Below are 24,668 nucleotides of genomic sequence, written 5' to 3'. Positions count from 1 at the left end.
GTAAGAAAATTATCCGCAGATTAACGCAGATTCATATTTAATGATGAACGCAGATAAAACATAAATTTTTCTGATCTGCGTTCATCTGCGTTCCAAAAATATTATATTTTCTCCAGTTCCACCATCTCGCCGCAGGCGGTGAAGAGCAGCACCAGCCTCAATTTTTTACCCGGCCACAGCCGGCGCGCGCCTTCGCCGTACTGGCGCATCTGTTCCCGGAAATCCTCTGCCAGCCGAGCGACGTTGTCCCGGGTGGCGCGCGCATGGGTCTTGTAGTCGATGAGCACGATTTCTTCCTGTCGGATGACGAGCCGGTCGATGACGCCATAGACATCGCGCCCGCCGTCGCGATAGAGAATCGGGATCTCATTGCGCGCCTCCTGGTAGCGGGCGGGATCGAAAAACTCGCGAAAATCCGCCTGATCCGGCACGGCACAGGCCTCGCGCCACCACTGGTTGAAGTCCTTTTCCTCCAGCCACTCGCCGAATTCCTGCCATATCGTTTTTTCGACCGTCGCGTGCGTCTCGCCGTTTGTCAGTCGTTCCAGCATGCGATGAATCACTTTGCCGCGGCGTTGCTGCGGCGTACGGGCCTCCGTGAAGCCGGTGGCCTCGTCCGGATAATCGTCTTCCGGCTGTGCAGAGCGGCTCGGGTTGAGGATTCCGGTTTCCGGCAGCTCGGGAAACGGCTGCGTCAGCCGTGGATCGACACGGAATCCCGTCATGGATATCGGCGGCTCCATTGGCTGTGTCGATGGCGGCTGGCCGAATTCCAGCCAGGCGCAGGTGTTAAACACGGTTTTGCCGTCGTCCAGGGAAATGTTGTCAAGCTGGAGCCCAGCGCGTGCCGCTTCGCCGGAATCGCCGGCGTGACGCAGGCGCTTTTCGACGAAGCCGTACCAGCCGCGCCCGCCGTGGCCGGGTTCGCAACCCGAGACATAGAGCATCTGGCGTGCGCGCGTGAGCGCCACGTACAACAGGTTGGCCTCCTCGCGACGGGCCGGCCATTGCTGTTCGGTACGCAGCGCCTGGCTGATATCGTCGATTTCCTTACTGGCGCCGCCAAGATGAAAATACCGCGGTCGCGAGTCCTGTACCGGCCAGTCGACCAGCGGGCGCAGTCCGCGATCGCGGTTGTCGGTGCTGCGCGCGGCGTCGGCAAGAAACACCACGGGCGATTCCAGCCCCTTGGCGGCATGGATGGTCATGACGCGCACGCGCGGCGCGCGGTTCCAGGCCGGCTCCGCCGGCGACTTGTCGTCATGCTCCGCCTGCCTTTCGAGCCAGGCGAGAAAATGCGACAGGCTCGGATAACGCCCGCTGTCGACCTCCAGTGCCAGTTCGAGAAAGTGGTTGAGATTGGCCTCCACGCGCGGCCGCAGATGCGGCACCGCCGCGGCCAGGTAGCGCGCCACCACGTTGCCTTCGCAGTAGATGCGGTCGAGCAGGTCGTGCACCGGCACGCGGCCGACATAGCTGCTCCAGCGCGGCAGCAGTTGCCGTGCGCGCGCAAGCGCGCCGTCCGGCGTCTGCCCCATTGCCAGTCGCTCAAGGCGCATGCGCCACGTGCCCGGCGGGCTTTGCGCCAGACGCAGCAGGTCGTCCTCGGTGGCGGCGAACAGCGGGGAGCGCAGGGCCGAGGCCAGTGCCAGGTCGTTATAGGGCTCGACCAGCTGATGCAGCAGATGTACAAGGTCGCGCACCTCCAGCGATTGCATGAAGGCTCCGCGCCCCGTTCCTATATAAGGTATGCCAGCGCGTCGCAGGGCCTCCTCGTAGAAGCGTGCGTGAGTGCGGTCGCGCAGCAGGATCATGATGTCGTCGCCGGTCAGGGACCGCACCCGTTCGCCCTCGGCGATCAGCCGGCCCAGTATTTCCCGGATTTTTCCGGCGATCAGATCGCCCTCCTGGCGATGCCGCTGGTCCTCATCCACCTGGCGCGGCCGTTCCAGCGGATTGCGCCATGCCGGCGCCGCTTTTTCGCCGGTTTTGTCGCCGCGCCGCACCAGCGGCAGCAGTTCGGCCCGGCCCCATAGCTGCCGGTGGTGCGTGTCATGCGGCTGGAAATCCTGCAACGGGTAATCACTGTCAGTTTCGGGTTCAACGTCGCTGGACCGATGAAACACCAGATTTACGAAACGGATGATGGCGGGCGAGGAGCGCCGTGACAGGTGCTGGGTCAGGGTGTGCGCCTGCGCGTGCTGTTGCAGCCAGTGACGCGCGGCATGAAACAGGCGCGGGTCGGCGCGGCGGAAGCGGTACACCGACTGTTTCTCGTCACCGACGAGAAACACGCTGCGGCGGCGCTCCGGATCGCCGGCCACGATCTCCTGCAACAACGGCAGCAGCAGCCGCCACTGGGTCGGGTTGGTGTCCTGGAATTCATCCACCAGCAGATGATCGATGCGCTGATCCAGTTTGTACTGCACCCACTCGGCATGGCGGCTGCGGTTCAGCAGGCGATAGGTTTTCCATTCCAGGTCGGCGAAGTCGAGCACGCCGCGCTCCAGCTTGAGTCGCTGGTATTCCTCGAGCAGGGCCACACCGCAGACATACCAGGCACGCGAAACCATGAAGGTCCAGCGGCGCTTGTGCCCGGCTATCGCCGCCAGCAACCGCGAGGCGATCTCCTGGTGCAGGCGGATGATCTCATCGGTTCGGTCGGTGCCGAGCTTTTTCTCGAGGGCGTCTGAACGTTTCAGTTTGCGTGGCTCATCCATGTTGGTCAGCACCACGCCGCGAACCCATTCAAAGCTTCGCGATGAAGCTTGCGTGTCCGCCAGCGCCCGCGTCAGGTTCGCGATGTATTCCTGATTCGTTGCCGTAGGGTGACCGGCCAGCAGCTCGGCGTAACGCGCGATATGTTCGCGCACGGCGGGATCGCGCATGAAGGACGCGTGCGGATCGGCGTCTTCTGCCACGTCCAGCATTTGTCCGAGCTGCGTGGCGGCAAAATCCACCGGGTTCGATTCATTTTCGGTATAGGCCCACCAGTCGCTGCGATGCGCCAGAAAATCATCCAGCGCCGAATGCGTGCCGGTGACACCGCCGCATTCCCGCAACAGCGTGTCGAGCGCATTGGCCAGCGTGCCTCCGCTGTCGCGCGCGGCCTTTCTGTCGAGCGCGAGCCAGGCAGCCTGCTCCAGTTCAGCCGTTGATTCGACCAGCTCGAATCCCGGCGGTACGTCGGCTTCGAGCGGAAAGCGCCGCAGGATTTCCTGACAGAAGGCGTGAAACGTGGTGGTACGCAGCGGATGGATCGCGCTCAGATGTTTTTCGTAAAGCCCGCGCGCGGCCTCGCGGCTGGCCGGATCGGTGCCGGCCCCGATCTCCTCTAGCTGTTTAACGAGCGCGTCTTCGTCGCTCGCGGCCAGTGCCAGCAGACGCTCGGTGACGCGTTCGTGGATCTCGCCGGCGGCCTTGCGCGTGAAGCTGAGGGCCAGGATGGCGCCGGGTTCGGTCCCCTGGAGCAGCAGACGAATGATGCGGCTGGTCAGCAGCCAGGTCTTGCCGGTTCCGGCGGCAGCCTGAACCACCACGTTGTTTTCCGGGGCGGTGGCGCGCGATACGTCCATCATGGTTGCGACCGTCCCATGAATGCCGGCTGCTGCAAACCTAAACCTATGTATATCAATGACATTTTTTTGGTCATGGATCGGGATGGGCGGCTTGCAACTTCAGTCCCGGCACCTATAGTTTGAAGAGGAAGGGAAGCCCGATAGGGACATATCGAAGCTGACGACATCGGACGTAAGCAGGGAAGTCTTAAGGGATGCAAGGATGCATTCCGGAAGCAAGTGATCAGTGGAAATACCGGAGGCGGCCATGAACGGCCGCCTCTTTTTTTTATCGCTATTCATCATGTCGTCGCATCCGGTTCGGTCCACATTTCCCGGCGGCACAGTCCTTCCATTTCACAAATCCGGCAGGTTTCCATGTCGCCCCACGCAGGCAGCGGCGCGCCGGCGTCGAGTTGCTGCTTGAGCAGCAGCAAGCGTTCCCGGATCGCGCTGCGCAGCATGGCCAGCGTTTCGCCATCGAGAGCCGTCTTTTCCTTTGCTTCTTCGTCATCCAGCGTCAGAAACGCCGCGCCGGCAATATTGTCCTGCTCCAGCAGCAGGGCATAAAACGGGAGCTGGATTTTCTCTCCCCGCAGCACCGGATCACGCGCCGGCACCGCGCCGGTCTTGTAATCGATGATAGCGTAACCGTCGCGGCCGCGGTCGAGGCGGTCGATGCGCCCGGTCAGGGCGATTTGCGTGACGCCATCCCTGTAGACGCGCTCCTTTTTTAGTTCGGTCGCCTCGACCTTCCAGTCCGCGGCGCGATTCAGCTCCCAGTCCAGGTAAGCCGGAATGCATTGCTCCCAGCGATGCACCCAGCCGCGTGCCAGGAAACGCCGGCGCAGGTCCCGGGCGAACACCTGTTCCGAAATCTGGCGCAGCAGTTCTTCGGCTTGCGCGCGCGTACCGTCATCGAGTTTTTCCCGCCATGGACCGGGCAGCCCGGGAACGCCGGTATGAAACGCCTGCAGGATGCGATGCACATGGATGCCGTAATCCACTTTTTCGATTTCCTCGCGCACCTCGTCTTCCGGCGCCAGGCCTAGGCCGCGGGCGGCGAAGAACTGGTAGGGACAATCCATGAGACGCTGGCAGTCCGTGGCGGTGAACGCCGCCGGCAGCATGGCCGGCGGCAGATGCGCGGCCGGTGGCGTAACCGGTGCCGGCAACGGCGCATCGCGTTGCGCGATGACGGCGGCGGGCTGTTGCACCAGCCATTCCAGTTCGGGATCGCCCAGGGATTCACGCCAGGCGAGGGAATGAAACGTGCGAATCCGTTCCACCCACGGGCTCGGCACCAGACGCTCGCCATCCTGTTCGCGACGCAGGCTGACCATGACCTGCGGCGCGGCCTCGAGCAGACGACGGAAATCCTGGAACAGCACGGCGTATCGCCGCGCCAGCGAGGGCAGCCCCAGCTCGCTGCGCGCGCTGTCATTGAAATACGGCGGCGCGCCGATCTGTCCCGGCAGATGCTCACGCGTGGCACCGGCGATGATGAGTGCGTCGAAGCGGTAGAGCCGCGCTTCCGCAAAGCTCATCAGCTCCACGCCGCCGCCCTGCATCGGCGGGTGGAAACGCCGCTGTTCCATGCCGCGCCGCAGCCACTGGTGAAAACCGGTCCACGCCAGGCGCAGTGAGCTGTGCGCGGCCGCCGCGCGCATTTCCTCGAGCACGTGCAGCAATTCGCGGCCGGCGTCGTCGTTCTCGAATCCGGCCGCCAGGCCCAGCTTTTCCAGGCTCGTTTGCAGCGCTTCGAGGAATTCCAGCGACGGTCGCGCGCGCGCCGCCAGCAGAGGGATCAGCGGCGCGGCGGCATTTTCCAGCCGTTCCAGAAGCTGTGTCAGCGCCTGTTGCGCTTCGCCAATCCCATCGCTCCCATCCGCGCCGGCGCGCTCGAGGCCATGACGGTAATGTTCGAGCCCGGAAGTGATGTTGCGCGCCCGCACGACACTCTGCTCGAACAGCGGCACCATACGGTCGAGTTCGGCGCGCGCGACGCCGGGTTGCAGGAACGGTGACTTCAGCAGATCGAGCAGGGGCGCGTGGGAGAAATTCTGCTCCACGCATTCGAGCCAGCGCGCCAGCGCCGTGGCAGCGCTGGTGGTCGAAAGCGCCCAGCCGCCCGCGTCCACCAGACCGACGTTGGCGCGTTCCAGCAGGGCGCGCACGCGCCGCGCCAGCTTGCGGTCGTTGGTGACGATGCCGATGTCGCGCCGGCCCTGGGTGAGCCAGCGCCGTACCTGCAGATCGATGGCGCGTGCCTCGGATTCCGCGTCGGCGGCCTCGTGCAGCGTCAGGCGCCCGCGTGCGGGGCTGACCGGCGCGGCCGCCGCCTGCTGTCGCGCGCGTTCATGCAAATGACCCGCGTCAGCGGCAAAGACACGATCAAGAAAATCCGCGTAGGCATCGGCCAACGCGATGGCATGCGGTTTTGTCGTTAATGCGCTCAGAAGACGCGCCGCCGGATTTTCCATGGCGTTATCGGCTGAACCGTGCAGCAGCAGAGTCATACCGCCGCGTGCCACCAGTGTCCTGATCCAGGCGATCTCCACGTCCGCGAAATCAGCAAAACCGGCGAGATAAATATTCGTGCCCGCCGGCAGCCGTTCGAGGCTGTGCGCCAGACCATCCGTATAGCACCGCACCGGATCCTGAAGATTGTTTTTCGCGAGACGCTCGTGCCAGGCGTTCCACAGTTCCTGTACCAGTTGCGCTTCATCGCTGAAGGGCGAATAGTCATCCGTGTCCACGTCGTGCCCTGCAAGGACATGCCGGATCGAATCGGCGCTGCTGGAATGCCGGCCTGCATGCAGGGCCAGCTCGTCGAACAGGGTCAGCAGGCTGTCCACCAGCGGCCAGTCGCCGTATTGGCGCAGCCAGCGCGGATAGTCATGCAACAGGTCGAGCAGCAGGATCTGGCGCGCAGTGGAACTCAGATGGTGTTGATCGTCGCCGGCGAAACGCCCCGCCCAGGCAGTCAGTGTGCCGGTGACGGGCGGGAGCAGGGCGGGGAAATCTTTTTGTTCCGCCTGCGCGCGCAGCAGCCGGCGGAAGCGCGGCACCGCGCTCGTGTGCGGCAGCAGTACGGTTTGGCGACTTAAGTCGGGGAGTCGGTCTTTATGCCGTTCCAGCAGCAGCGTGGCGAGATGGCGTAGCGGATCGTCTCCGTAGGGAACCAGGATGACCGGTGCGTCAGCGCTCAAGGTACTTGAGTTTGTCGGGCTTGTTTTCCCACTCGGCGGCGTCCGCGGGCGCGGGTTTTTTCTCGGTCAGCACCGGCCATTTCTTGGCCAGTTCGGCATTGAGGGCAGTGTATTGCTTCTGATCTTCCGGCAGGTCGTCTTCGGCAAAAATGGCATTTACCGGGCATTCCGGCACGCACAGGGTGCAATCGATGCATTCGTCGGGGTCAATGACCAGGAAATTCGGGCCTTCATGGAAACAATCCACCGGGCAGACTTCCACGCAATCCGTGTATTTGCAGCGGATACAGTTTTCCGTGACCACGTACGTCATTGACCTTCTCCGTGATTTTCAAGAACGCGCCGAATGATACACGCGTGGGCCGGTGCGTGGAAACAGCGAAACCCTTGTTTATATTCGATATAAATCGGCAAAAAACGCGGGAATTCGTTTACGTGCACGCCGCGCTCCGGATCAGGCGCGTGTGGCGTGTGCTATATAATCACTTGATAGTATTCGGAAATACTCTGAAACCATGGACAGGGAATTAGCGTGACCGGACTCGCCCTTTCGATGCCCGTGAAGCGCGTTTCGGCCTGGATGGCCGAAACCGATCCCAAGTACGCGCAAGCGTGGCTGGCTTCCCTGCCGCTCGCCGACAGCGCCGAGACCGCGCGCGAAATCTACCAGGCGCTTTACACGCTCAATCGCCAGGAGCTGGACGCCGCGCGCCGCTTCGAGCTGATGGAGCTGTACAACTCGCCGGTGGCCTCCGTCACGGCGGCGCTGGAATCCTACTTCACCCGTGCCGCGCTGCCGCTGACGCCGAAGAAGCGCCAACTGGCAGAGTTCATCCGCCAGCTGCACATGGAAATGGCCTACGGCTACAAGGGTTGCCTGCAGGACCTGGAAAAGCAGCGGCTGCGTTGGGGCCGGAAATCCCTGCGGGCACAGGCGCTGGTGCGTGCCCTGCATTATCTCGGCGAGGTGTTGCTGCATTCGTACCAGGTGTACATGCCGTATCCTCCGGAGGTGTGGCGCGAGCTGCATGCGATCTATCAGTATGCCGCCGAACACGAGCTGACACAGGAAGTGCTCGACACGCCCGCCCCCGTGGCCGCGAAAACCACGCTCAACCAGGAATACATTCGCATCCTGCTGCTGGGTTTGAGCAATCCCTACCAGCTGCCGCAGAACGAATGCCGGCAGGTGCAGCGCTTCCTGCATCAGTGGGGCGGGAAGGCGGTGTTGCGGGACAATCTCGAGGCCGCGCCGGCGGCCGGATATTTTCTCATCGATCCCGTGACCGATGCGCCGCCGGTACCGTTTCCGCGAGGCGTGGAGTTCCAGCCGGGTCAAGGGCTGCGCGTGCTGGACGCCCTGGAACTGCTGGGCTCGATCCAGTTTTTCATCCAGCGCCTGCAAAAGGGCGACAGCGCGCGCACGCTGTCACTCGGTTTCGAGTGCCTGGATTCCGTCTGTCTCGACATGTTGCAACGCATGATGCGCGCCTGGGGCCAGTCGCCACGGCGGCAATACTCGCGCATCCGGCGCAGCGGGCCGGCCTTCGTATGCGCCGGCATTCCGGCGCTGCATTTTTTTGCCAGCGGCCAGAAAGCTTTTGTGGCGCCGGCGGCGAAGACGCGCACTGAGACATCAGACGATCGCATTGTCCTGCCGGCGCATATCGAGGAAGACATTGCCAGTGAGGCTAAAACGGACGAGGACTTCATCGTGCTCGACAAGCCGGTGGTGGGTCCGATGCCACGGCGAGAACCCAGGGAGGTTTCAGTCACGTTCGGCGAGGCCTTTCGTGTGGATCGTTGGCAGATCAAGGACGCCGCGCCCAAGGGCCTGCAACTGGTGCGCTATGGCAGCTCGCATACTTACGTGCGGGTCGGTGATGTCATCGGCATTCAGCAGCTGGATGAAATCGGTCGCTGGAGTGCCGGTGTGGTGCGCTGGATGAAAAGCCCCGAGGCCAACAGTCTCGAAATGGGTGTCGAGCTGCTGGCCTCCGGCGTCAAGCCGGTGGCGATCGCCCCGGTGCGCGGCACCGGTAACAGCGATTATCAGCCCGCGCTGCTGCTGCCGGCCATCGAAGCCCTGAAGCGCCCGGCGACGCTGCTGCTGCCGCGCGGCGTTTACGCGCCCGGCAGCAGTCTTTTGCTGGCGGAAGAAACGGAAGCCATCCGCACCGTGCGGCTGTTGCAGCGGCTGGAGTACACGAATGTTTTCGAGTTGCTGGTATTTGCCGATGTTATCCCTGAGCAGCGGGGATGACATCAGCAGTTCTTTGGCCGGAATGATAATCAGGGAGATATTAATCGTGATTCGATTTGGACGAATGGTTGTCTTAACGTCAGCTTTTCTTTTTATTCTCGTTGGTTGTGCCACTAACGTTGGTGTACCACAGACCCGAGACGAGTTCGTGTCAGCGTATAAATCCGGAGGCATGTTCCGGAATGCCGAGCATGTTGTTATCAACCGCTCAGTTAAGGCGGTAGTTGCCGATGCGGCGGATTACGCCAACAAGTGCCTCAAGGTACGGGTGACGCACGGACCAAGCTACAAGTACAAGGAGGCCGGTGGGTCGACGACGTATCTTCCAAAAATCGAAACAACCCGTAGCGGCGCGACAGCTCTTTCGGTGCAGGAAAAATATAATGATCGGGCTCAAAGCGGAGCACCGCCTGGGGGAATTTTTACATTGGTAGCCGAATTCCGTGCGGCTGGAAATAACAAAACCAAAGTCGACATCTATCATGCGTCGAGAGACAAGATTGCCGACCCGCTGAAACAATGGATCCAGGACGGCAATCGCCAATGTCCGTCGTTAGAGAGGGGATGGTGAATTGCGCATGATCTCCGGCAAGCGCAAGGTGCGCATCACGCGTCCTGCGTTTTAAGTTAACGCCGCAAATCTTCCGTCAGGTGCGGCTGGATGCGGCGCAGCATTTCGGCGTGGATTTTCGGATTGCCGGCGAGGATATTGCCGCTTTCCAGATAACCGTGATTGCCGGCGAAGTCGGTGACCAGTCCGCCGGCCTCCTGCACGATCAGCGCGCCGGCGGCCATGTCCCAGGGGCTTAATCCAATCTCCCAGAAACCTTCATAGCGGCCGCAGGCGACATAAGCGAGATCGAGTGACGCCGAGCCGGGGCGGCGGATGCCGCTGGTGCTCAGCATGAATTCCTTCAGCGTGCCGATCCACGCATCCATGTGATCGTGCGAGCGGAACGGGAAGCCGGCGCCGAGCAGGGCGTATTCGAGTTCGGTGATGCGGCTTACGCGAATGCGGCGGTCGTTCAGTTGCGCGCCGCCGCCGCGCGAGGCGGTGAAGAGTTCGCTGCGCGAGGGATCGAACACCACCGCCTGTTCCAGCCGGTCTTTGTATTTGAGCGCGATGGATACGCCGAAGTGCGGAAAGCCATGCAGGAAATTGGTGGTGCCGTCGAGCGGGTCGATGATCCAGACATAATCATCGCCGGCCTGGGCGCCGGATTCTTCCCCGAGAAAGCCGTGGTACGGATAGGCGGCGCGCAGCACGCGGATGATTTCGTTCTCCGCCATCCGGTCCACTTCACTCACGTAATCCTTGAGGCCCTTGGTCTCCACCGTCAGGCGCTCCAGCCGGTCCATGTGGCGCATGATGATATTGCCCGCGTTACGCGCGGCTTTGACCGCCATGTTAAGCATGGGATGCATATGGTTTTCCCGGATAATGTAAGAGAACGAAGCTGCGCTGATGAGGGCCGGCATTGTAATCGGCCGGGCAGGGTGTTGAAAGCAGAAACGTGCCGGCCAAGCCTGTAGAATGATCGCCGCTCATCCTCACAGGCCGGTTCATGGTCCCAGCGAACATCCGTATCGTGCTCGTCCGCCCCACCCACCCGGGCAACGTGGGCGCGACCGCACGGGCCATGAAGAACATGGCCATGCGCAGTTTGTACCTGGTCGAGCCCGAAAGATTTCCCAGTCCCGAAGCCACGGACCGCGCCGCCGGCGCGGATGATCTATTGGACTCCGCGATGATCTGCGCCTCGCTCGATGAGGCGCTCAAGGATTGCCATCTCGTCATTGGCACCAGCGCGCGCCCGCGCCGCATCGAATGGCCCACGCTCGATCCCGCAGCCGGCGCCGGCCGTCTGGTGGAGGGGGCGCAACAGGGCCCGGTGGCATTGCTGTTCGGTCAGGAGCGCACCGGCCTGCTCAATTCAGAACTGGACCGCTGCCATTTCGTGGTCACCATTCCGGCCGATCAGGCGTATTCGTCCCTGAATTTGGCCAGCGCGGTACAGATTCTGGCATACGAGATATACCGGGCGGTCCTGGCTGGAAGGCCGGTGGAGGTGATGGAATTGCGTGAGGGCAGGCTGGCGAGCAGCGAGGACATGCAGCGCTTCTATCAGCATCTCGAAGAGGTGCTGCAACAGATCGGCTTCCTGGACCCGGACAACCCGCGCTACCTGATGCGCCGCCTGATGCGCTTGTTTAATCGCGCCAGTCTGGACGATAACGAGATGAACATATTACGTGGCATACTAACGGCCATACAACAGCGCCTTCCTAAAAATTGACTAAAATAATCAAGAATATATATCATATTTAAATCAATAAATTATTCGTTATGTTTAAAAATCTGCGCGAATATCTGAACAGTATTTTCCAGCGCGACCCGGCAGCGCGATCGATGCTGGAATTGCTCACGGCTTATCCGGGTGTGCATGCGCTCGCGCTGCACCGCCTTTCGCATCGTCTGTGGAGCTGGCAGCTGCGCTGGCTGGCGCGGATGCTCTCGCAGCTGGGCCGCTGGCTGACCGGCATTGAAATCCACCCGGGAGCCAAAATCGGCAAGCGCTTTTTCATTGATCACGGCATGGGCGTGGTCATCGGCGAGACCGCCGAGATTGGGGATGACGTTACCCTGTACCACGGGGTCACACTCGGTGGGACCTCTTGGCACAAGGAAAAACGCCATCCCACGCTGGGAAATAACGTGGTCGTGGGAGCGGGCGCCAAGATTCTCGGCCCGATTACCATAGGCGATAATGCCCGTGTAGGGTCCAATTCCGTGGTGGTGAAGGATGTCCCGGTCGGGGCCACGGTAGTGGGTATTCCGGGGCGGGTCATCGGCCCGAAAAAGGCCGATGCCAAGTACCAGCAACGGGAGGCCATGGCGAAGAAAATCGGTTTCGATGCCTACGGCCAGAGCCCGGATATGCCGGACCCTGTGGCGCATGCGATCGATCTGATCCTGGATCACATGCATCTCGTTGATAAAAAAATGAAAGTTATTTCCGCTGCGCTGGAAAAGACCGGGGTTAAGGTCAATCTGGACATGCCAGATATTGAAGTCGGCAACCTCGAAGACCCTCCGGCCGCTGTATATCCGCAAAGAGATAAGCCTAAAGAGAATAGTTGACTAAAACTATCAAGTAAGTAGAATGGCAAGGGTATATAAACCGTGTGGGAATATATCCTATGAAACTGACTACCAAAGGTCGTTATGCCGTGACAGCCATGCTGGATCTGGCGCTGCGCTATGACAAGGGCGCGGTAACCTTGGCCGACATCGCCAAGCGCCAGGGCATTTCGCTGTCGTATCTTGAACAGCTGTTCGCGAAACTGCGCCGCAGCGGACTGGTGGACAGCGTCCGCGGTCCCGGCGGCGGCTACACCCTCGCCATGGAACCCAATAAAATCTCGGTCGCCGAGATCGTTGTGGCCATCAATGAGAACATCGACGCGACGCGCTGCGGTGGTGAGAAAAACTGCCATGGCGACGAGACCTGCCTGACGCATCAGCTGTGGGAAGACCTGAGCACCCGCATTCATGAATTCCTCAACGGGATCACCTTGGGCGATCTGGTCACCAAGCCGCATGTGCAGGAAGTGGCCTCGCGTCAGGAAGGCAGGATGCAAATCGCGGCACGCTAGTCCTGATCGCCGCGGAGTTTTCGATGCCGGTCTATCTGGACCATAACGCGACGTCGCCGCTCGACGCGCGGGTGCTGGAAGCGATGCTGCCGTATCTGACGGAGCAGCAGGGCAACCCTTCGAGCGTGCATCGCTATGGCCGCGCGGCGCGCGCCGCCGTCGACCGGGCGCGCGAGCAGGTGGCCGAACTGGTCAACGCGCATCCGACGCAGGTGATCTTCACCGGTGGCGGCACCGAGGCCAGCAATCTCGCGATAAAGGGTTTCGCGGCGCTCCAGCCGCCGGGACGAATTGTTATCGGCGCCACGGAGCATCCCTCGGTAGCGGAACCGGCCGAGTCGCTGAAAAAATCCGGCTGGCATGTTTCAGTCCTTCCGGTCGATGGGCAAGGCCGCCTGATCGAAACGGAAACAGAAGCGCTGCTGAAACTTCGCCCGCAAATGGTTTCAGTCATGTGGGCCAACAACGAAACCGGCGTGATCCAGGACACCCCGGCGTTGGCCGCCAGGGTGCGCGCGAACGGCGGCGTGATGCACACCGACGCGGTGCAGGCGACGGGCAAGATCGAGGTTGATTTTTCCGCGAGCGGGGCGCATCTGATGAGCCTGTCGGCGCACAAGCTCAACGGGCCGAAGGGCGTGGGCGCGCTGATCGCGGACAAGTCGGTGGAGCTGATGCCGTTGCTGCAAGGTGGCGGACAGGAAAAGGGCCAGCGTTCCGGTACCGAGAATGTGGCCGGCATCGCCGGTTTCGGCGCTGCCGCCAGTCTGGCGAAAGCGCAGTTGGCTGGTTACGGTGCGCGCATGCGGTCATTGCGCGACCGGTTGGAGTCGGAGTTGCAGGCGCTCGGTGATATCGAGATTTTTGGGGCGCAGGCGAACCGCCTGCCGAACACGGTCTGTTTCGGCACGCAGGGCGTGGATGGCGAGACGCTGCTGCTCAACCTGGACCGGGCCGGCATCGCGGTATCGAGCGGTTCGGCGTGCGCCAGCAGTCATCGCGAACCGAGTCCGGTGTTGCAGGCGATGGGCGTTGATCCGGCGGTGGCGCTGAGCGCGATCCGGGTCAGTTTCGGCGCCGGCAACACGGCGCAGGATGTCGAGGCTTTTATCGCGGCGCTGACCGCGCAGATGCGCCAGTTGCGGCGCATGGCGGGTCGGGCCGTCGGGTGAGCACGCAAAGAATGAAATGGAGATGATGGCAACACATGAAAAAACCGATTTATCTTGATTACTCCGCCACCACGCCGGTGGACCCGCGCGTGGCGGACAAGATGTGCAAATATCTGACGCCCGATGGCGAATTCGGCAACCCGGCCTCGCGCTCGCATCCGTTCGGCTGGCATGCCGAGGAGGCGGTCGAGGAGGCGCGCGCCAACGTGGCGGCGCTGATCGGCGCGGATCCGAAGGAAATCGTCTGGACCTCGGGCGCGACCGAATCCGACAATCTCGCCATCAAGGGCGTGGCCAGCTTTTACGGCAAGAAGGGAAAACACATCATCACCTGCAAGACCGAGCACAAGGCGGTGCTCGACACCTGCCGCCAGCTCGAACGCGAAGGTTTCGAGGTTACTTATCTCGATCCGGAGCCGAACGGATTGCTTGATCTGGGCAAGCTCAGGGCCGCCATCCGCCCGGACACGATCCTGGTTTCGGTCATGCACGTGAACAACGAGATCGGCGTGATCCAGGATCTCGCGGCGATCGGCAAGATCACGCGCGAACGCGGCGTGCTGTTCCACTCGGATGCGGCGCAGAGCACCGGCAAGGTGCCGATCGACGTCAATGCCATGAACGTGGATCTGATGTCGATGTCGGCGCACAAGACCTACGGCCCGAAGGGCGTGGGCGCGCTGTACGTGCGGCGCAAGCCACGGGTCCGGCTCGAGGCCCAGATGCACGGCGGCGGGCACGAGCGCGGCATGCGTTCCGGCACGCTGGCCACGCACCAGTGCGTCGGCATGGGCGAGGCGTTCCGCCTGGCCCGGGAAGAGATGGCCGCCGAAAACGAGCGCATTCGCGGCCTGCGCAACCGGCTGCTGAACACGCTCAAGGACATGCCCGAGGTCTATGTCAATGGTGACCTGGAGCATCGCGTGGCGCACAATCTCAATATGAGTTTCAATTTCGTGGAAGGCGAATCGCTGATCATGGCGCTCAAGGACATCGCGGTGTCCTCGGGTTCGGCCTGTACTTCGGCGAGTCTGGAACCTTCCTATGTGCTGCGGGCACTGGGCCGCAACGACGAACTGGCGCACAGCTCGATCCGTTTCACCATCGGGCGCTTCACTACGCAGGAGGAAATCGACTACGCCGCGGGGTTGGTGCGGGAAAAGGTTGCGAAGCTGCGTGAGCTGTCACCGCTGTGGGAAATGCATCAGGAAGGCATCGACCTCAGCAAGGTGCAGTGGGCCGCGCATTGAACAGGTAAACATATTATTATTTTCGGGGGTACAAGCCATGGCATACAGTGACAAGGTACTGGATCATTACGAAAATCCGCGCAACGTCGGATCGTTCGACAAGAATGACACGCAGGTGGGTACCGGCATGGTCGGCGCGCCGGCCTGCGGCGACGTCATGAAACTGCAGATCAAGGTGAACGAGCAGGGCATCATCGAGGACGCCAAGTTCAAGACCTATGGCTGCGGCAGCGCCATCGCCTCGAGCTCGCTCCTGACCGAATGGGTCAAGGGCAAGAGCATCGAAGAGGCGGGCAGGATCAAGAACACCCAGATCGCCGAGGAGCTGGCGTTGCCGCCGGTAAAGATTCACTGCTCGGTGCTGGCGGAAGACGCCATCAAGGCGGCGATCGCGGATTACCAGACGAAAACCGGCAAGGGCTCGAAGGCGGACGCCGCCTGAGTCTGACGGGTTACGGAGCGAAACGGATATGGCAATTACCATGACCCAGGCCGCCGCGGAACGCGTGCGGAAATTCATCGAGAAGCGCGGCAAGGGCGAGGGGCTGCGCCTGGGCGTGCGTACGTCCGGCTGTTCGGGCAAGGCGTATGTCATCGAGTACGCCGACAAGATCGAGCCCGACGATCTTGTTTACGAGAGCCACGGCGCCAAGGTGATCGTGGATCCCAAGAGCCTGATCTATCTCGACGGCACCGAACTCGATTACACCCGCGAAGGCCTGAACGAGGGTTTCAAGTTCAACAACCCCAATGTGAAGGACTCCTGCGGCTGCGGGGAAAGCTTCAATACCTGAGACGGCGGATGCCACCGGCATGCGCGCCGCACCGGGAAAAAATCATTTCGAACTCTTCGGTCTGCCGGTGGCATTCGATATCGATGCCGGCGATCTGGCATCGCGTTACCGCGAACTTCAGCGTCGCGTTCATCCCGACAAGTTTGCCAACGCCTCCGACCAGGAGCGGCGCCTGTCCCTGCAAATGACGGCGCAGGTCAACGAAGCGTTCCAGACGCTCAAGGATCCGGTGCGACGCGGACGTTATCTCCTGAGCCTGCGCGGCGTTGATATCGACGAGGAGACCGATACGGCCATGGACCCCGCGTTCCTCATGGAGCAGATGGAGTGGCGCGAGAATCTCGAAGAGATGCGGCAGGCAGACAACCCGCACAAGCGGCTGGCGGAGCTGGCGAACCGCATCGAGCAGGGCATGCAGGACAAGATCGGGCAGTTCCGGCAGGCCATCGGCGAAGACGGGCCGGAGGCAACCGGCAAGGCGCGCAACATCGTGCGCGAGATGCAGTTTCTGGAGAAGATGCGGCACGAGATCGACAATCTCGAGGAAGAGTTGAATTAAGGAAAATCTGATTAATTTATTTTTGAACCGCCAAGACGCCAAGAACGCCAAGTTTTTGAAGATATCCGATGTTTTCTTGGCGACCTTGGCGACCTTGGCGACCTTGGCGTCTTGGCGGTTTAATATAGTCGAATGAATTAGCATGGCACTGTTTCAGATCAGCGAACCGGGACAAACCCCCGCTCCCCACGAGCGCCGTTACGCCGTGGGCATCGATCTCGGCACCACCAACTCGCTGGTCGCCTGTGTACGCAGCGGCGTGGCCGAGACGCTGCCGGACGGGCAGGGGCGGCATCTGCTGCCCTCGGTGGTGCGCTACCTGCCGCAGGGCGAGCCGGTCGTGGGCCACGAGGCCATGGCAGTAGCGCACGAAGACCCGCTCAATACCATCGCCTCGGTGAAACGTCTCATGGGGCGCGGCATCGAGGATGTGCGCGCGCTCGGCAAATCCCTGCCTTATGAATTTACCCAGGGTGACTCGGCCATGCCGCGCCTGCGCACCGCCGCCGGCGAGCGCAGCCCGGTGGAAATCTCCGCCGATATCCTGAGAACGCTCAAGCAACGCGCCACGCAAACGCTGGGCACGGAGATCAACGATGCTGTCATCACCGTGCCGGCCTATTTTGACGACGCCCAGCGGCAGGCCACGAAGGACGCGGCGCGCCTCGCGGGCCTGAACGTGTTGCGTCTGCTGAACGAGCCCACGGCGGCGGCGATTGCCTACGGTCTCGACAGTAATCCTCAGGGCGTTTACGCCGTTTACGACCTGGGCGGGGGCACTTTTGATATTTCATTGCTGCGCCTGAACCGGGGCGTGTTCGAGGTCATGGCGACGGGGGGAGATTCCGCACTCGGCGGCGACGACATGGATCACGCCATCGCCGAATGGATCATGCGCGCAGCCGGAATCCGGGACGACGCCGGGCACCGGCAGATGCGTCGCCTGTTGCGTGATGCGCGTGCCGCCAAGGAGGCTTTGACCCAGGCGGAACGGGCGCCGCTGCATGTCGATCTTGGCGACGGGAAAAACTGGCAAGGCGAGCTGACACGCGATGCGCTGAATACCCTGATCGATTCCCTGATTGAGCGCACGCTCGCCCCCTGCAAACGCGCGCTGCGCGATGCCGGCATTCGCGCCGGTGAAATCGACGGCGTGGTGCTGGTGGGCGGCGCCACGCGCATCCCGCGCGTGCGCGAGAGAGTGTCGCAATTCTTCGGGCGCGAGCCGCTGGCCAACATCGATCCCGACAAGGTGGTCGCCATCGGCGCGGCCTTGCAGGCCGATATCCTGATCGGCAACAAGCGCGACGAGGAGATGCTGCTGCTGGATGTCATCCCCCTGTCTCTGGGCCTGGAGATCATGGGCGGCATGGTGGAAAAGGTCATTCCGCGCAATACAACGATCCCGGTGGCGAAGTCGCAGGACTTTACCACCTACAAGGACGGGCAGACCGCCTTGCTGATCCACGTGCTGCAGGGCGAGCGCGAGCTGGTTTCCGACTGCCGTTCGCTGGCGCGCTTCGAGCTGCGCGGCATTCCGCCAATGACGGCCGGCGCGGCGCGCATACGGGTGACTTTCCAGATCGATGCCGACGGATTGCTGAGCGTATCGGCCCGCGAGCAGACGACCAGCGTCGAGAGCAGCGTGACGGTCAAGCCGTCTTATGGTCTCACGGACAACGAAATCGAACGCATGTTGCGCGATTCAATCGCGCATGCGCGCGAGGACGATGCCGCACGCAAGTTACGCGAGGAGCAGGTTGATGCCAGTCGCCTGCTGGAAGCGGTGCGCGCGGCGCTGACGGTGGATGGTGCATTGCTGAACACGGATGAGCGTGCCGAGATCGAGAACGGTCTTGCAGAGTTGCAAGCCGTGCGTGATGCAAATGACGCAGCCTCCATCAAACGTGCCATCAAGAAGCTCGATCAGGCCACCCAGACATTCGCCCAGCGTCGCATGGACGAGAACATCCGCAAGGCCCTGGCGGGACACAAGCTCGACGAGTTCGATGTCTCCCGGGAGAAATCCCCGCCATGACGCGACTGACTTTTCTGCCGCATCCGCAAATTTGCCCACAGGGAAAAACCATCGAGGTGGAGCCTGGCATCAGCATCTGCGACGCCGCCCTGAACGCCGGCATCCCCATCGAGCATGCCTGTGAAAAGGCCTGCGCCTGCACTACCTGTCACGTGGTGGTGCGCCAGGGCTTCAACAGCCTGGCGGCCGCGGAGGAAAAGGAAGAGGACCTGCTCGACAAGGCCTGGGGCCTCGAGCCCGAGTCGCGGCTCAGTTGCCAGGCCAAGGTCGGCGACCAGGACCTGGTGGTGGAGATCCCCAAATACACGATCAATCTCGTTTCCGAGCAGCACTAAGAACACCTATGAAATTAACCGCCAAGACGCCAAGGCCGCCAAGGAAGAAAAACCATTTTGCAGAGAAACTTGGCGTTCTTGGCGTCTTGGCGGTTCAAAATCAAATAATTTAAGGAGGTCTACCCATGGGCCTGAAATGGACCGATACCCGCGAGATCGCCATCGAGCTGAGCGAAAAGTTCCCGGACGTGAACCCGATGTCCGTGCGTTTCACGGACTTGCACCAGTGGGTGATGGAACTGGAGGATTTTGACGATATGCCCGAGCATTCCGGCGAAAAAATCCTCGAGGCCATCCAGATGGCCTGGATGGACGAGCACGGCGCCTGAGGTCCGGGCCGGGCTTTCCCGCCAAAACAGCCCGTTTTCGTTGTCGGACCCGCCATCAGACGCTACACTATACGTCTGGGATGGCTGTAAAAATCCCGTTTTTTCCACAGGTTGCGTCATTATTTTTGTGAAGCACCGCAGATGTCATGGCCGGGGAGAAGCTGCCCGCAAGCCGGACACCGGTGCGAGTGTTTGTTGAGGATAGGCCTTGTCAGCTGCTGAAAAAACCAATTTGCTCAACCTGGATCGCGCGGCGATGCAGGAATTTTTCGTCGGCATCGGCGAAAAACCGTTTCGCGCCACCCAGGTCATCCAGTGGATTCACCAGTATGGCGTCGACGATTTCGATGCCATGACCAACCTGGGCAAGGAATTGCGCGCGCGTCTGCGGGAAACCGCCGAAATTCGCGTGCCGGAAATCATCCAGGATCAGACCGCTGTGGACGGCACGCGCAAGTGGCTGTTGCGGCTGAACGACGGCAACGCCATTGAGACGGTATTCATCCCGGAAGAGGACCGGGGCACGTTGTGCGTGTCCTCGCAGGTCGGCTGCACGCTCAACTGTTCCTTCTGTTCCACGGGCCATCAGGGTTTCAACCGCAGCCTGACCGTGGCCGAAATCATTTCGCAGTTGCTGGTCGCCAACCGCGCCCTGGGGCGCGATCCCAAGGGCGACCGTATCATTACCAATGTCGTGCTCATGGGCATGGGCGAACCCCTGCTGAATTTCGACAACGTCCTGCCGGCCATGCGTCTGATGCTGGACGATTACGCCTATGGCCTCTCGCGCCGGCGCGTGACCTTGTCGACGGCGGGCGTCGTGCCGATGCTGGATCATCTGCGCGAGGAATGTCCGGTGAGCCTGGCGGTGTCCCTGCACGCGCCGAGCGACGCCTTGCGCGACCAGCTGGTCCCGCTGAACAAAAAATATCCCATTCAGGAACTGCTCGAGGCCTGCCGGCGCTACTGCGCCGATTCGCCGCGCAGCCGCGTGACCTTCGAGTATGTGATGCTGGAAGGCGTCAATGACAGCATTGAACACGCGCATGAGCTTGTAAAAATTCTGGGCGACGTGCCATCCAAGGTGAATCTGATCCCGTTCAATCCCTTTCCACAGACGCAATACCGGCGTTCCTCGAAGCAGGTCATTGACCGCTTTCGTGACGTATTGATCGCGGCGGGGTTGACCACGATCACGCGCAAGACCCGCGGCGACGATATTGACGCCGCCTGCGGCCAGCTCGCCGGACGTGTGCAGGATCGTACGCGCCGGCGTGAACGCCTGGCGCTCAGGGCGGGCCGGGCGTGAGCGCGCGTTTCCTGTTACCGGCGGCGATGCTGCTGTGTGCTGCGCTTGCCGGCTGCGCTTCGTCTGCGGAACGGCAGGCGGAACAGGAAAAACTGATCAGGCGCGCGGAAACCCATGTCCTGCTTGGCTCTGGTTATATGCGACGCGGCCAGCTGGACGTGGCCAAACAGGAACTGGACAAGGCCTACGACCTGGCGCCGAACAATTCGCAGGTCAACAGCATGATGGCGCTGCTGCAATGGCGGTTAAACAATCCCGATGAGGCGGCGCGGCATTTCCGCAAGGCAGTCGCTGCGGAACCGCCAAATCCCGAAGCGTGGAATAATTATGGTGTATTCCTGTGCGAGCGCGGCAAGATTGACGAGGCGCTGACCTGGTTTCAGAAGGCGGCTGCCAATGCGTTTTACCGGACGCCCGAAGAGGTCAATCTGAACGCCGGCGTTTGCCTGATGAAAAAACCGGCTCCGACCGTCGCCGAAAAATATTTCCGCGAGGCTTTGCGTATCAATCCCAGGCTGCCGGGTGCGTTGTATCAGCTGGCCAAAATCAGCCTGGATTCAGGCCAGGTGTTGTCGGCGCGTGGTTTTATTGAGCGTTATTTCCAGGCCGCGGAGGATACGCCGGAGAGCCTGCTGTTGGCCGTCAAAATCGAGCGCGCCCTGTATAACAAGAATGCCGAAGCGAGTTATGCGCTGCGTTTGCGCGGCAAATTCCCGACGTCGCCCGAGGCCGGACAGTTACAGACCTTGTCGGGGGCGAGGAAGAAGTAGCCCATGGAAAACATAAAACCGGAAAATCCCGAAACCGGCGCGCCACGTACCGGCCCGGGGAAATTGTTGCAGCAGGCGCGTCTGGATCTGCGCCTGGCGCCGGAGGACGTGGCGCAGATCCTGCACCTGTCGTCGAAGCAGATCATTGCGCTCGAAGCAGACGATTACAAAGCCTTGTCGGGGCCGACTTATGTCCGTGGCTATCTTCGCAGCTATGCGCAATTGCTGGGACTCTCGCCGGAACAGGTGGTTGAGGCCTACAACAGTCTCACGATTGCCCCCAAACCGATCACGTTGCCGCAATCGGCACCGCCGCCGCAAATCACGAGCAGCGACCATGTCGTCAAGGCGGCGACCTGGGGCGTCGCGGCGATCCTGCTCGCACTGGTTTATCTGTGGTGGCAAAGCGGAGATGAGTCGCAGGATCAGGTTGCCCTGACACCGGGGGCGGCAGAAACGCTCGTGGAGCACCGTTTGGGCCCGGATGTCACGGGCGACACCAATCTTGCTGCCGCGCCAGCCGGTTTGCCTGGCAATGGCGCCAGGGAAGCTGCCGCGCCGGCCGGGTCCGGCGGTGCAGCACCGACCCAGAATGCCGCCACGCCGTCGGCATCATCCAGCGGGCAGTTGGCGGTATCCGGCATGACGCTCAACGTCGCGTCGGCGCCCAAGCCGGCCAGTGCGGATGCGGTGCCGGTGGAGCGTGTCACGACGCGCACGCGACGGGCAGCGGACATCCCTCCGGGTGTTCCGCGCGCGCGCATGGTCTTGCATGCCATTCAGGAGTCCTGGGCGGATATTCGCGATGCGCGCGACAACCGGCTGTTGTACGAAAACGTTCCGGCCGGACGGCGCATCAGCATAGAGGGCGTGCCGCCGTTCAGCGTTTTTGTCGGCAATGCCGACGGGGTGCGGGTAGAATTCAACGGACAAGACTACGACGTCAGCCGGCACAAGCGCGGCCAGGTGGCGCGTTTTACGCTTGGCGGAGAAACGGCGGTGAACAATTGATGTTCAGCGAAAACCCCATCAAGCGCCGCCACAGCCGGCGCATCATGGTCGGCGGGGTCGCCGTTGGCGGCGATGCACCGGTCAGCGTGCAGAGCATGACCAACACCGAGACCACGGACGTCGCCGCGACGGTGGCCCAGATTCAGGCACTGGAAAACGCCGGCGCCGATATCGTGCGCGTGTCGATTCCGACCCTGGACGCCGCCGAGGCCTTCGGCAAGATCAAACAGCAGGTCGCCGTGCCGCTGGTGACGGATATCCACTTCGACTACAAGATAGCGCTGCGCGTGGCCGAACTGGGCGCCGACTGTCTGCGCATCAACCCGGGCAACATCGGACGCGAGGACCGCGTGCGCGCCGTGGTGGATGCCGCGCGCGATCGCGGCATTCCGATCCGCATCGGCGTGAACGCCGGTTCGCTGGAAAAGGAACTGCAGAAGAAATACGGCGAGCCCACGCCGGAGGCGCTGGTGGAATCGGCGCTGCGTCACATCGAAATGCTCGACAAGCTCGACTTCCGTGATTTCAAGGTGAGCGTCAAGGCCTCGGACGTGTTCATGGCCGTGTCGGCCTACCGGCAACTGGCGACGCAGATCGAACAGCCGCTGCATCTCGGCATCACCGAGGCCGGCGGTTTCCGCTCCGGCGCGGTCAAGTCCGCCATCGGTCTCGGCATGCTGCTGGCGGAAGGCATCGGCGATACCATCCGCGTGTCGCTCGCGGCTGATCCGGTGGAAGAGGTGCGGGTGGGTTTCGATATCCTCAAGGCGTTGCACATCCGCAGCAAGGGCATCAATCTCATCGCCTGTCCCTCCTGCTCGCGCCAGGAATTCGATGTCATCGCCACGGTGAATGCGCTCGAACAGCGCATCGAGGACATCAAGGAACCGCTCGATGTCGCCGTCATCGGCTGCTGCGTGAACGGGCCCGGCGAGGCCAGGGCGGCGCAGATCGGCCTGGCGGGCGGCAGCCCGAACCTGCTTTACATCAATGGCAAGCCGGATCACAAGCTTGGCAACGAACATCTGGTGGACGAGATCGAGCGCGTGATCCGCGCCGAATTGCAGCGACGCCGCGAACAAGGCGATACGGCGCCGGACAAGAAAGTTTTCCCCATCAAGCAGACCGGTTGAGGGGGCTCCATTGAGCAAGGCCATACAGGCCGTACGGGGCATGAATGACCTGCTGCCGGACGCCGTGGAACACTGGCAGCGAATCGAGACTGCCGCGCGCGACGTGCTCGCGGCCTACGGTTACCGCGAAATTCGCCTGCCCATCGTCGAGAAATCCGAACTCTTCGCGCGCTCCATCGGCAGCCAGACGGACATCGTCGAGAAGGAGATGTACAGCTTCGAGGATCGCAATGGCGAGAATCTCACCTTGCGACCCGAGGGTACGGCCGGCTGTGTCCGCGCCGGCATCGAGAACGGGTTCCTGCATAACCAGATTCAACGCCTGTGGTATGCCGGTCCGATGTTTCGCCACGAGCGGCCCCAGAAGGGCCGTTACCGGCAGTTTCACCAGATTGGCGTGGAAGCCTTCGGTATCGAGAGCCCGGACCTCGACGCCGAGATCATATTGATGTGCGCGCGCCTGTGGCGCACGCTCGGGCTCGATGGCCTGACCCTGGAGCTGAATTCGCTGGGTACGCCGGAATCGCGCGCGGCCTATCGCGAGGAACTGATGCGCTACCTGGCGGCGTATCACGACCGGCTGGATGAGGACAGCCTGCGGCGGCTGGAGAAAAATCCGCTGCGCATACTCGACAGCAAAAATCCCGCGATGCGCGAGGTTATTGCCGGCGCGCCGAGCCTGCACGATCATCTGGATGAGGCATCGCGCGCCCATTTTGTGCGCGTCGGCGAATATCTGCGAGACTCTGGCGTAAGCTACACCATTAATCCGCGTCTGGTGCGTGGTCTCGACTATTACACCCGCACTGTGTTCGAATGGACCACTGACCGGCTCGGCGCGCAATCGGCCGTCTGCGCCGGCGGCCGTTATGACGGCCTGGTGGAGCAGCTGGGCGGGAAGTCTACCCCGGCAGCCGGTTTTGCCATCGGCATGGAGCGTCTGGCCGAGCTGCTGGCCTTGCAGGGTGATGCACCTCAAGTGCTTCGACCGCACGCTTACCTCATCCTGTTGGGCGAAGCGGCGGAGAAGCAGGGTTTGAGGCTTGCTGAAAACCTGCGTAACGCGGGCCTGCGCATCGAATGCAATTGCGGCGGCGGTGGACTCAAGGCGCAGCTCAAACGCGCCGACCGCAGCGGGGTGCGCCATGCATTGCTGCTCGGCGAGGAAGAGGTCCGCCAGGGCTCGATCACGATCAAGGATTTGCGCGATGGTGGCCAGCGCGCGGTCGCGCAGAACGAGTTGGTCGATTTGCTGACCAAGAGCCTTTAACATGAATAT

Annotated in this window: 22 protein-coding genes; 18 read left to right on the top strand and 4 right to left on the bottom strand. The window is 61.9% G+C overall.

What is annotated here, in order from left to right:
- Positions 1-101: 101 nt before the first annotated feature.
- The 3 genes from SCL_RS08350 to fdxA all read right to left on the bottom strand — a co-directional run bounded on the left by SCL_RS08350 (position 102) and on the right by fdxA (position 7,082).
- A complete protein-coding gene (locus SCL_RS08350) occupies positions 102-3,578 on the bottom strand; it encodes a UvrD-helicase domain-containing protein (protein ID WP_096360791.1) in 3,477 nt (1,158 codons plus the stop codon).
- A gap of 281 nt (positions 3,579-3,859) precedes the next feature.
- Positions 3,860-6,769: a PD-(D/E)XK nuclease family protein gene (locus tag SCL_RS08345; protein WP_096360790.1), complete on the bottom strand. Its 2,910-nt coding sequence runs from the start codon at positions 6,767-6,769 to the stop codon at positions 3,860-3,862.
- On the bottom strand, positions 6,759-7,082 hold the full coding sequence (gene fdxA / locus SCL_RS08340; protein ID WP_096360789.1) for a ferredoxin FdxA: 324 nt from the start codon (positions 7,080-7,082) through the stop codon (positions 6,759-6,761). Before fdxA ends, SCL_RS08345 begins: the two co-directional genes overlap by 11 nt.
- Before the next feature lie 219 nt (positions 7,083-7,301).
- Between fdxA and SCL_RS08335 the strand changes: the two genes are divergently transcribed.
- The gene (locus tag SCL_RS08335) at positions 7,302-9,032 is read left to right on the top strand and encodes a hypothetical protein (protein WP_148665044.1); all 1,731 of its coding nucleotides are present in this window, start codon (positions 7,302-7,304) and stop codon (positions 9,030-9,032) included.
- Between the two features lie 46 nt (positions 9,033-9,078).
- Positions 9,079-9,603 (top strand): hypothetical protein, encoded by a 525-nt coding sequence (locus tag SCL_RS08330; protein WP_197702572.1) that lies wholly within the window; start codon positions 9,079-9,081, stop codon positions 9,601-9,603.
- 56 nt (positions 9,604-9,659) lie between these two features.
- Here the strand turns inward: SCL_RS08330 and SCL_RS08325 are convergent, their stop codons facing one another.
- A complete protein-coding gene (locus SCL_RS08325; RefSeq protein ID WP_096360787.1) occupies positions 9,660-10,457 on the bottom strand; it encodes an inositol monophosphatase family protein in 798 nt (265 codons plus the stop codon).
- A 140-nt stretch (positions 10,458-10,597) separates the two neighbouring features.
- Between SCL_RS08325 and SCL_RS08320 the strand changes: the two genes are divergently transcribed.
- From SCL_RS08320 to hisS, 16 genes are all read left to right on the top strand, one after another.
- Complete coding sequence (locus SCL_RS08320; RefSeq protein ID WP_096360786.1) at positions 10,598-11,329, top strand: RNA methyltransferase; 732 nt, start codon at positions 10,598-10,600, stop codon at positions 11,327-11,329.
- A gap of 50 nt (positions 11,330-11,379) precedes the next feature.
- Positions 11,380-12,174, top strand: coding sequence for a serine O-acetyltransferase (gene cysE, locus SCL_RS08315; RefSeq protein ID WP_096360785.1), 795 nt, complete (start codon positions 11,380-11,382; stop codon positions 12,172-12,174).
- A 59-nt stretch (positions 12,175-12,233) separates the two neighbouring features.
- A complete protein-coding gene (gene iscR, locus SCL_RS08310) occupies positions 12,234-12,689 on the top strand; it encodes a Fe-S cluster assembly transcriptional regulator IscR (RefSeq protein WP_096360784.1) in 456 nt (151 codons plus the stop codon).
- A 23-nt stretch (positions 12,690-12,712) separates the two neighbouring features.
- Positions 12,713-13,861 (top strand): cysteine desulfurase family protein, encoded by a 1,149-nt coding sequence (locus SCL_RS08305; RefSeq protein ID WP_096360783.1) that lies wholly within the window; start codon positions 12,713-12,715, stop codon positions 13,859-13,861.
- A gap of 35 nt (positions 13,862-13,896) precedes the next feature.
- Complete coding sequence (locus SCL_RS08300; RefSeq protein WP_096360782.1) at positions 13,897-15,111, top strand: IscS subfamily cysteine desulfurase; 1,215 nt, start codon at positions 13,897-13,899, stop codon at positions 15,109-15,111.
- A gap of 37 nt (positions 15,112-15,148) precedes the next feature.
- A complete protein-coding gene (iscU, locus tag SCL_RS08295; protein WP_096360781.1) occupies positions 15,149-15,553 on the top strand; it encodes a Fe-S cluster assembly scaffold IscU in 405 nt (134 codons plus the stop codon).
- Between the two features lie 28 nt (positions 15,554-15,581).
- Positions 15,582-15,905: an iron-sulfur cluster assembly protein IscA gene (gene iscA / locus SCL_RS08290; RefSeq protein WP_096360780.1), complete on the top strand. Its 324-nt coding sequence runs from the start codon at positions 15,582-15,584 to the stop codon at positions 15,903-15,905.
- A 19-nt stretch (positions 15,906-15,924) separates the two neighbouring features.
- Positions 15,925-16,464 (top strand): co-chaperone HscB, encoded by a 540-nt coding sequence (gene hscB / locus SCL_RS08285; RefSeq protein WP_096360779.1) that lies wholly within the window; start codon positions 15,925-15,927, stop codon positions 16,462-16,464.
- Between the two features lie 142 nt (positions 16,465-16,606).
- Positions 16,607-18,502: a Fe-S protein assembly chaperone HscA gene (hscA, locus tag SCL_RS08280; protein ID WP_096360778.1), complete on the top strand. Its 1,896-nt coding sequence runs from the start codon at positions 16,607-16,609 to the stop codon at positions 18,500-18,502.
- Positions 18,499-18,837 (top strand): ISC system 2Fe-2S type ferredoxin, encoded by a 339-nt coding sequence (gene fdx / locus SCL_RS08275; RefSeq protein WP_096360777.1) that lies wholly within the window; start codon positions 18,499-18,501, stop codon positions 18,835-18,837. The genes hscA and fdx overlap by 4 nt, the downstream gene beginning before the upstream one ends.
- 131 nt (positions 18,838-18,968) lie before the next feature.
- Positions 18,969-19,166 (top strand): Fe-S cluster assembly protein IscX, encoded by a 198-nt coding sequence (iscX, locus tag SCL_RS08270; RefSeq protein ID WP_096361910.1) that lies wholly within the window; start codon positions 18,969-18,971, stop codon positions 19,164-19,166.
- A gap of 208 nt (positions 19,167-19,374) precedes the next feature.
- Positions 19,375-20,475, top strand: coding sequence for a dual-specificity RNA methyltransferase RlmN (rlmN, locus tag SCL_RS08265; RefSeq protein WP_096360776.1), 1,101 nt, complete (start codon positions 19,375-19,377; stop codon positions 20,473-20,475).
- Positions 20,472-21,245: a type IV pilus biogenesis/stability protein PilW gene (gene pilW / locus SCL_RS08260; protein ID WP_096360775.1), complete on the top strand. Its 774-nt coding sequence runs from the start codon at positions 20,472-20,474 to the stop codon at positions 21,243-21,245. The genes rlmN and pilW overlap by 4 nt, the downstream gene beginning before the upstream one ends.
- A 3-nt stretch (positions 21,246-21,248) precedes the next feature.
- Positions 21,249-22,256: a helix-turn-helix domain-containing protein gene (locus SCL_RS08255; RefSeq protein ID WP_096360774.1), complete on the top strand. Its 1,008-nt coding sequence runs from the start codon at positions 21,249-21,251 to the stop codon at positions 22,254-22,256.
- On the top strand, positions 22,256-23,389 hold the full coding sequence (ispG, locus tag SCL_RS08250) for a flavodoxin-dependent (E)-4-hydroxy-3-methylbut-2-enyl-diphosphate synthase (RefSeq protein ID WP_096360773.1): 1,134 nt from the start codon (positions 22,256-22,258) through the stop codon (positions 23,387-23,389). Before SCL_RS08255 ends, ispG begins: the two co-directional genes overlap by 1 nt.
- A 10-nt stretch (positions 23,390-23,399) precedes the next feature.
- Positions 23,400-24,659 carry a histidine--tRNA ligase gene (gene hisS / locus SCL_RS08245; protein WP_096360772.1) on the top strand — a complete coding sequence of 420 codons (1,260 nt, stop codon included), beginning with the start codon at positions 23,400-23,402 and terminating at the stop codon, positions 24,657-24,659.
- Positions 24,660-24,668: the final 9 nt, after the last annotated feature.

Source organism: Sulfuricaulis limicola (assembly GCF_002355735.1).
In the GTDB taxonomy this organism is placed as follows: Bacteria; Pseudomonadota; Gammaproteobacteria; order Acidiferrobacterales; family Sulfurifustaceae; genus Sulfuricaulis; species Sulfuricaulis limicola.
This window is presented reverse-complemented; position numbering and strand designations above follow the sequence as displayed.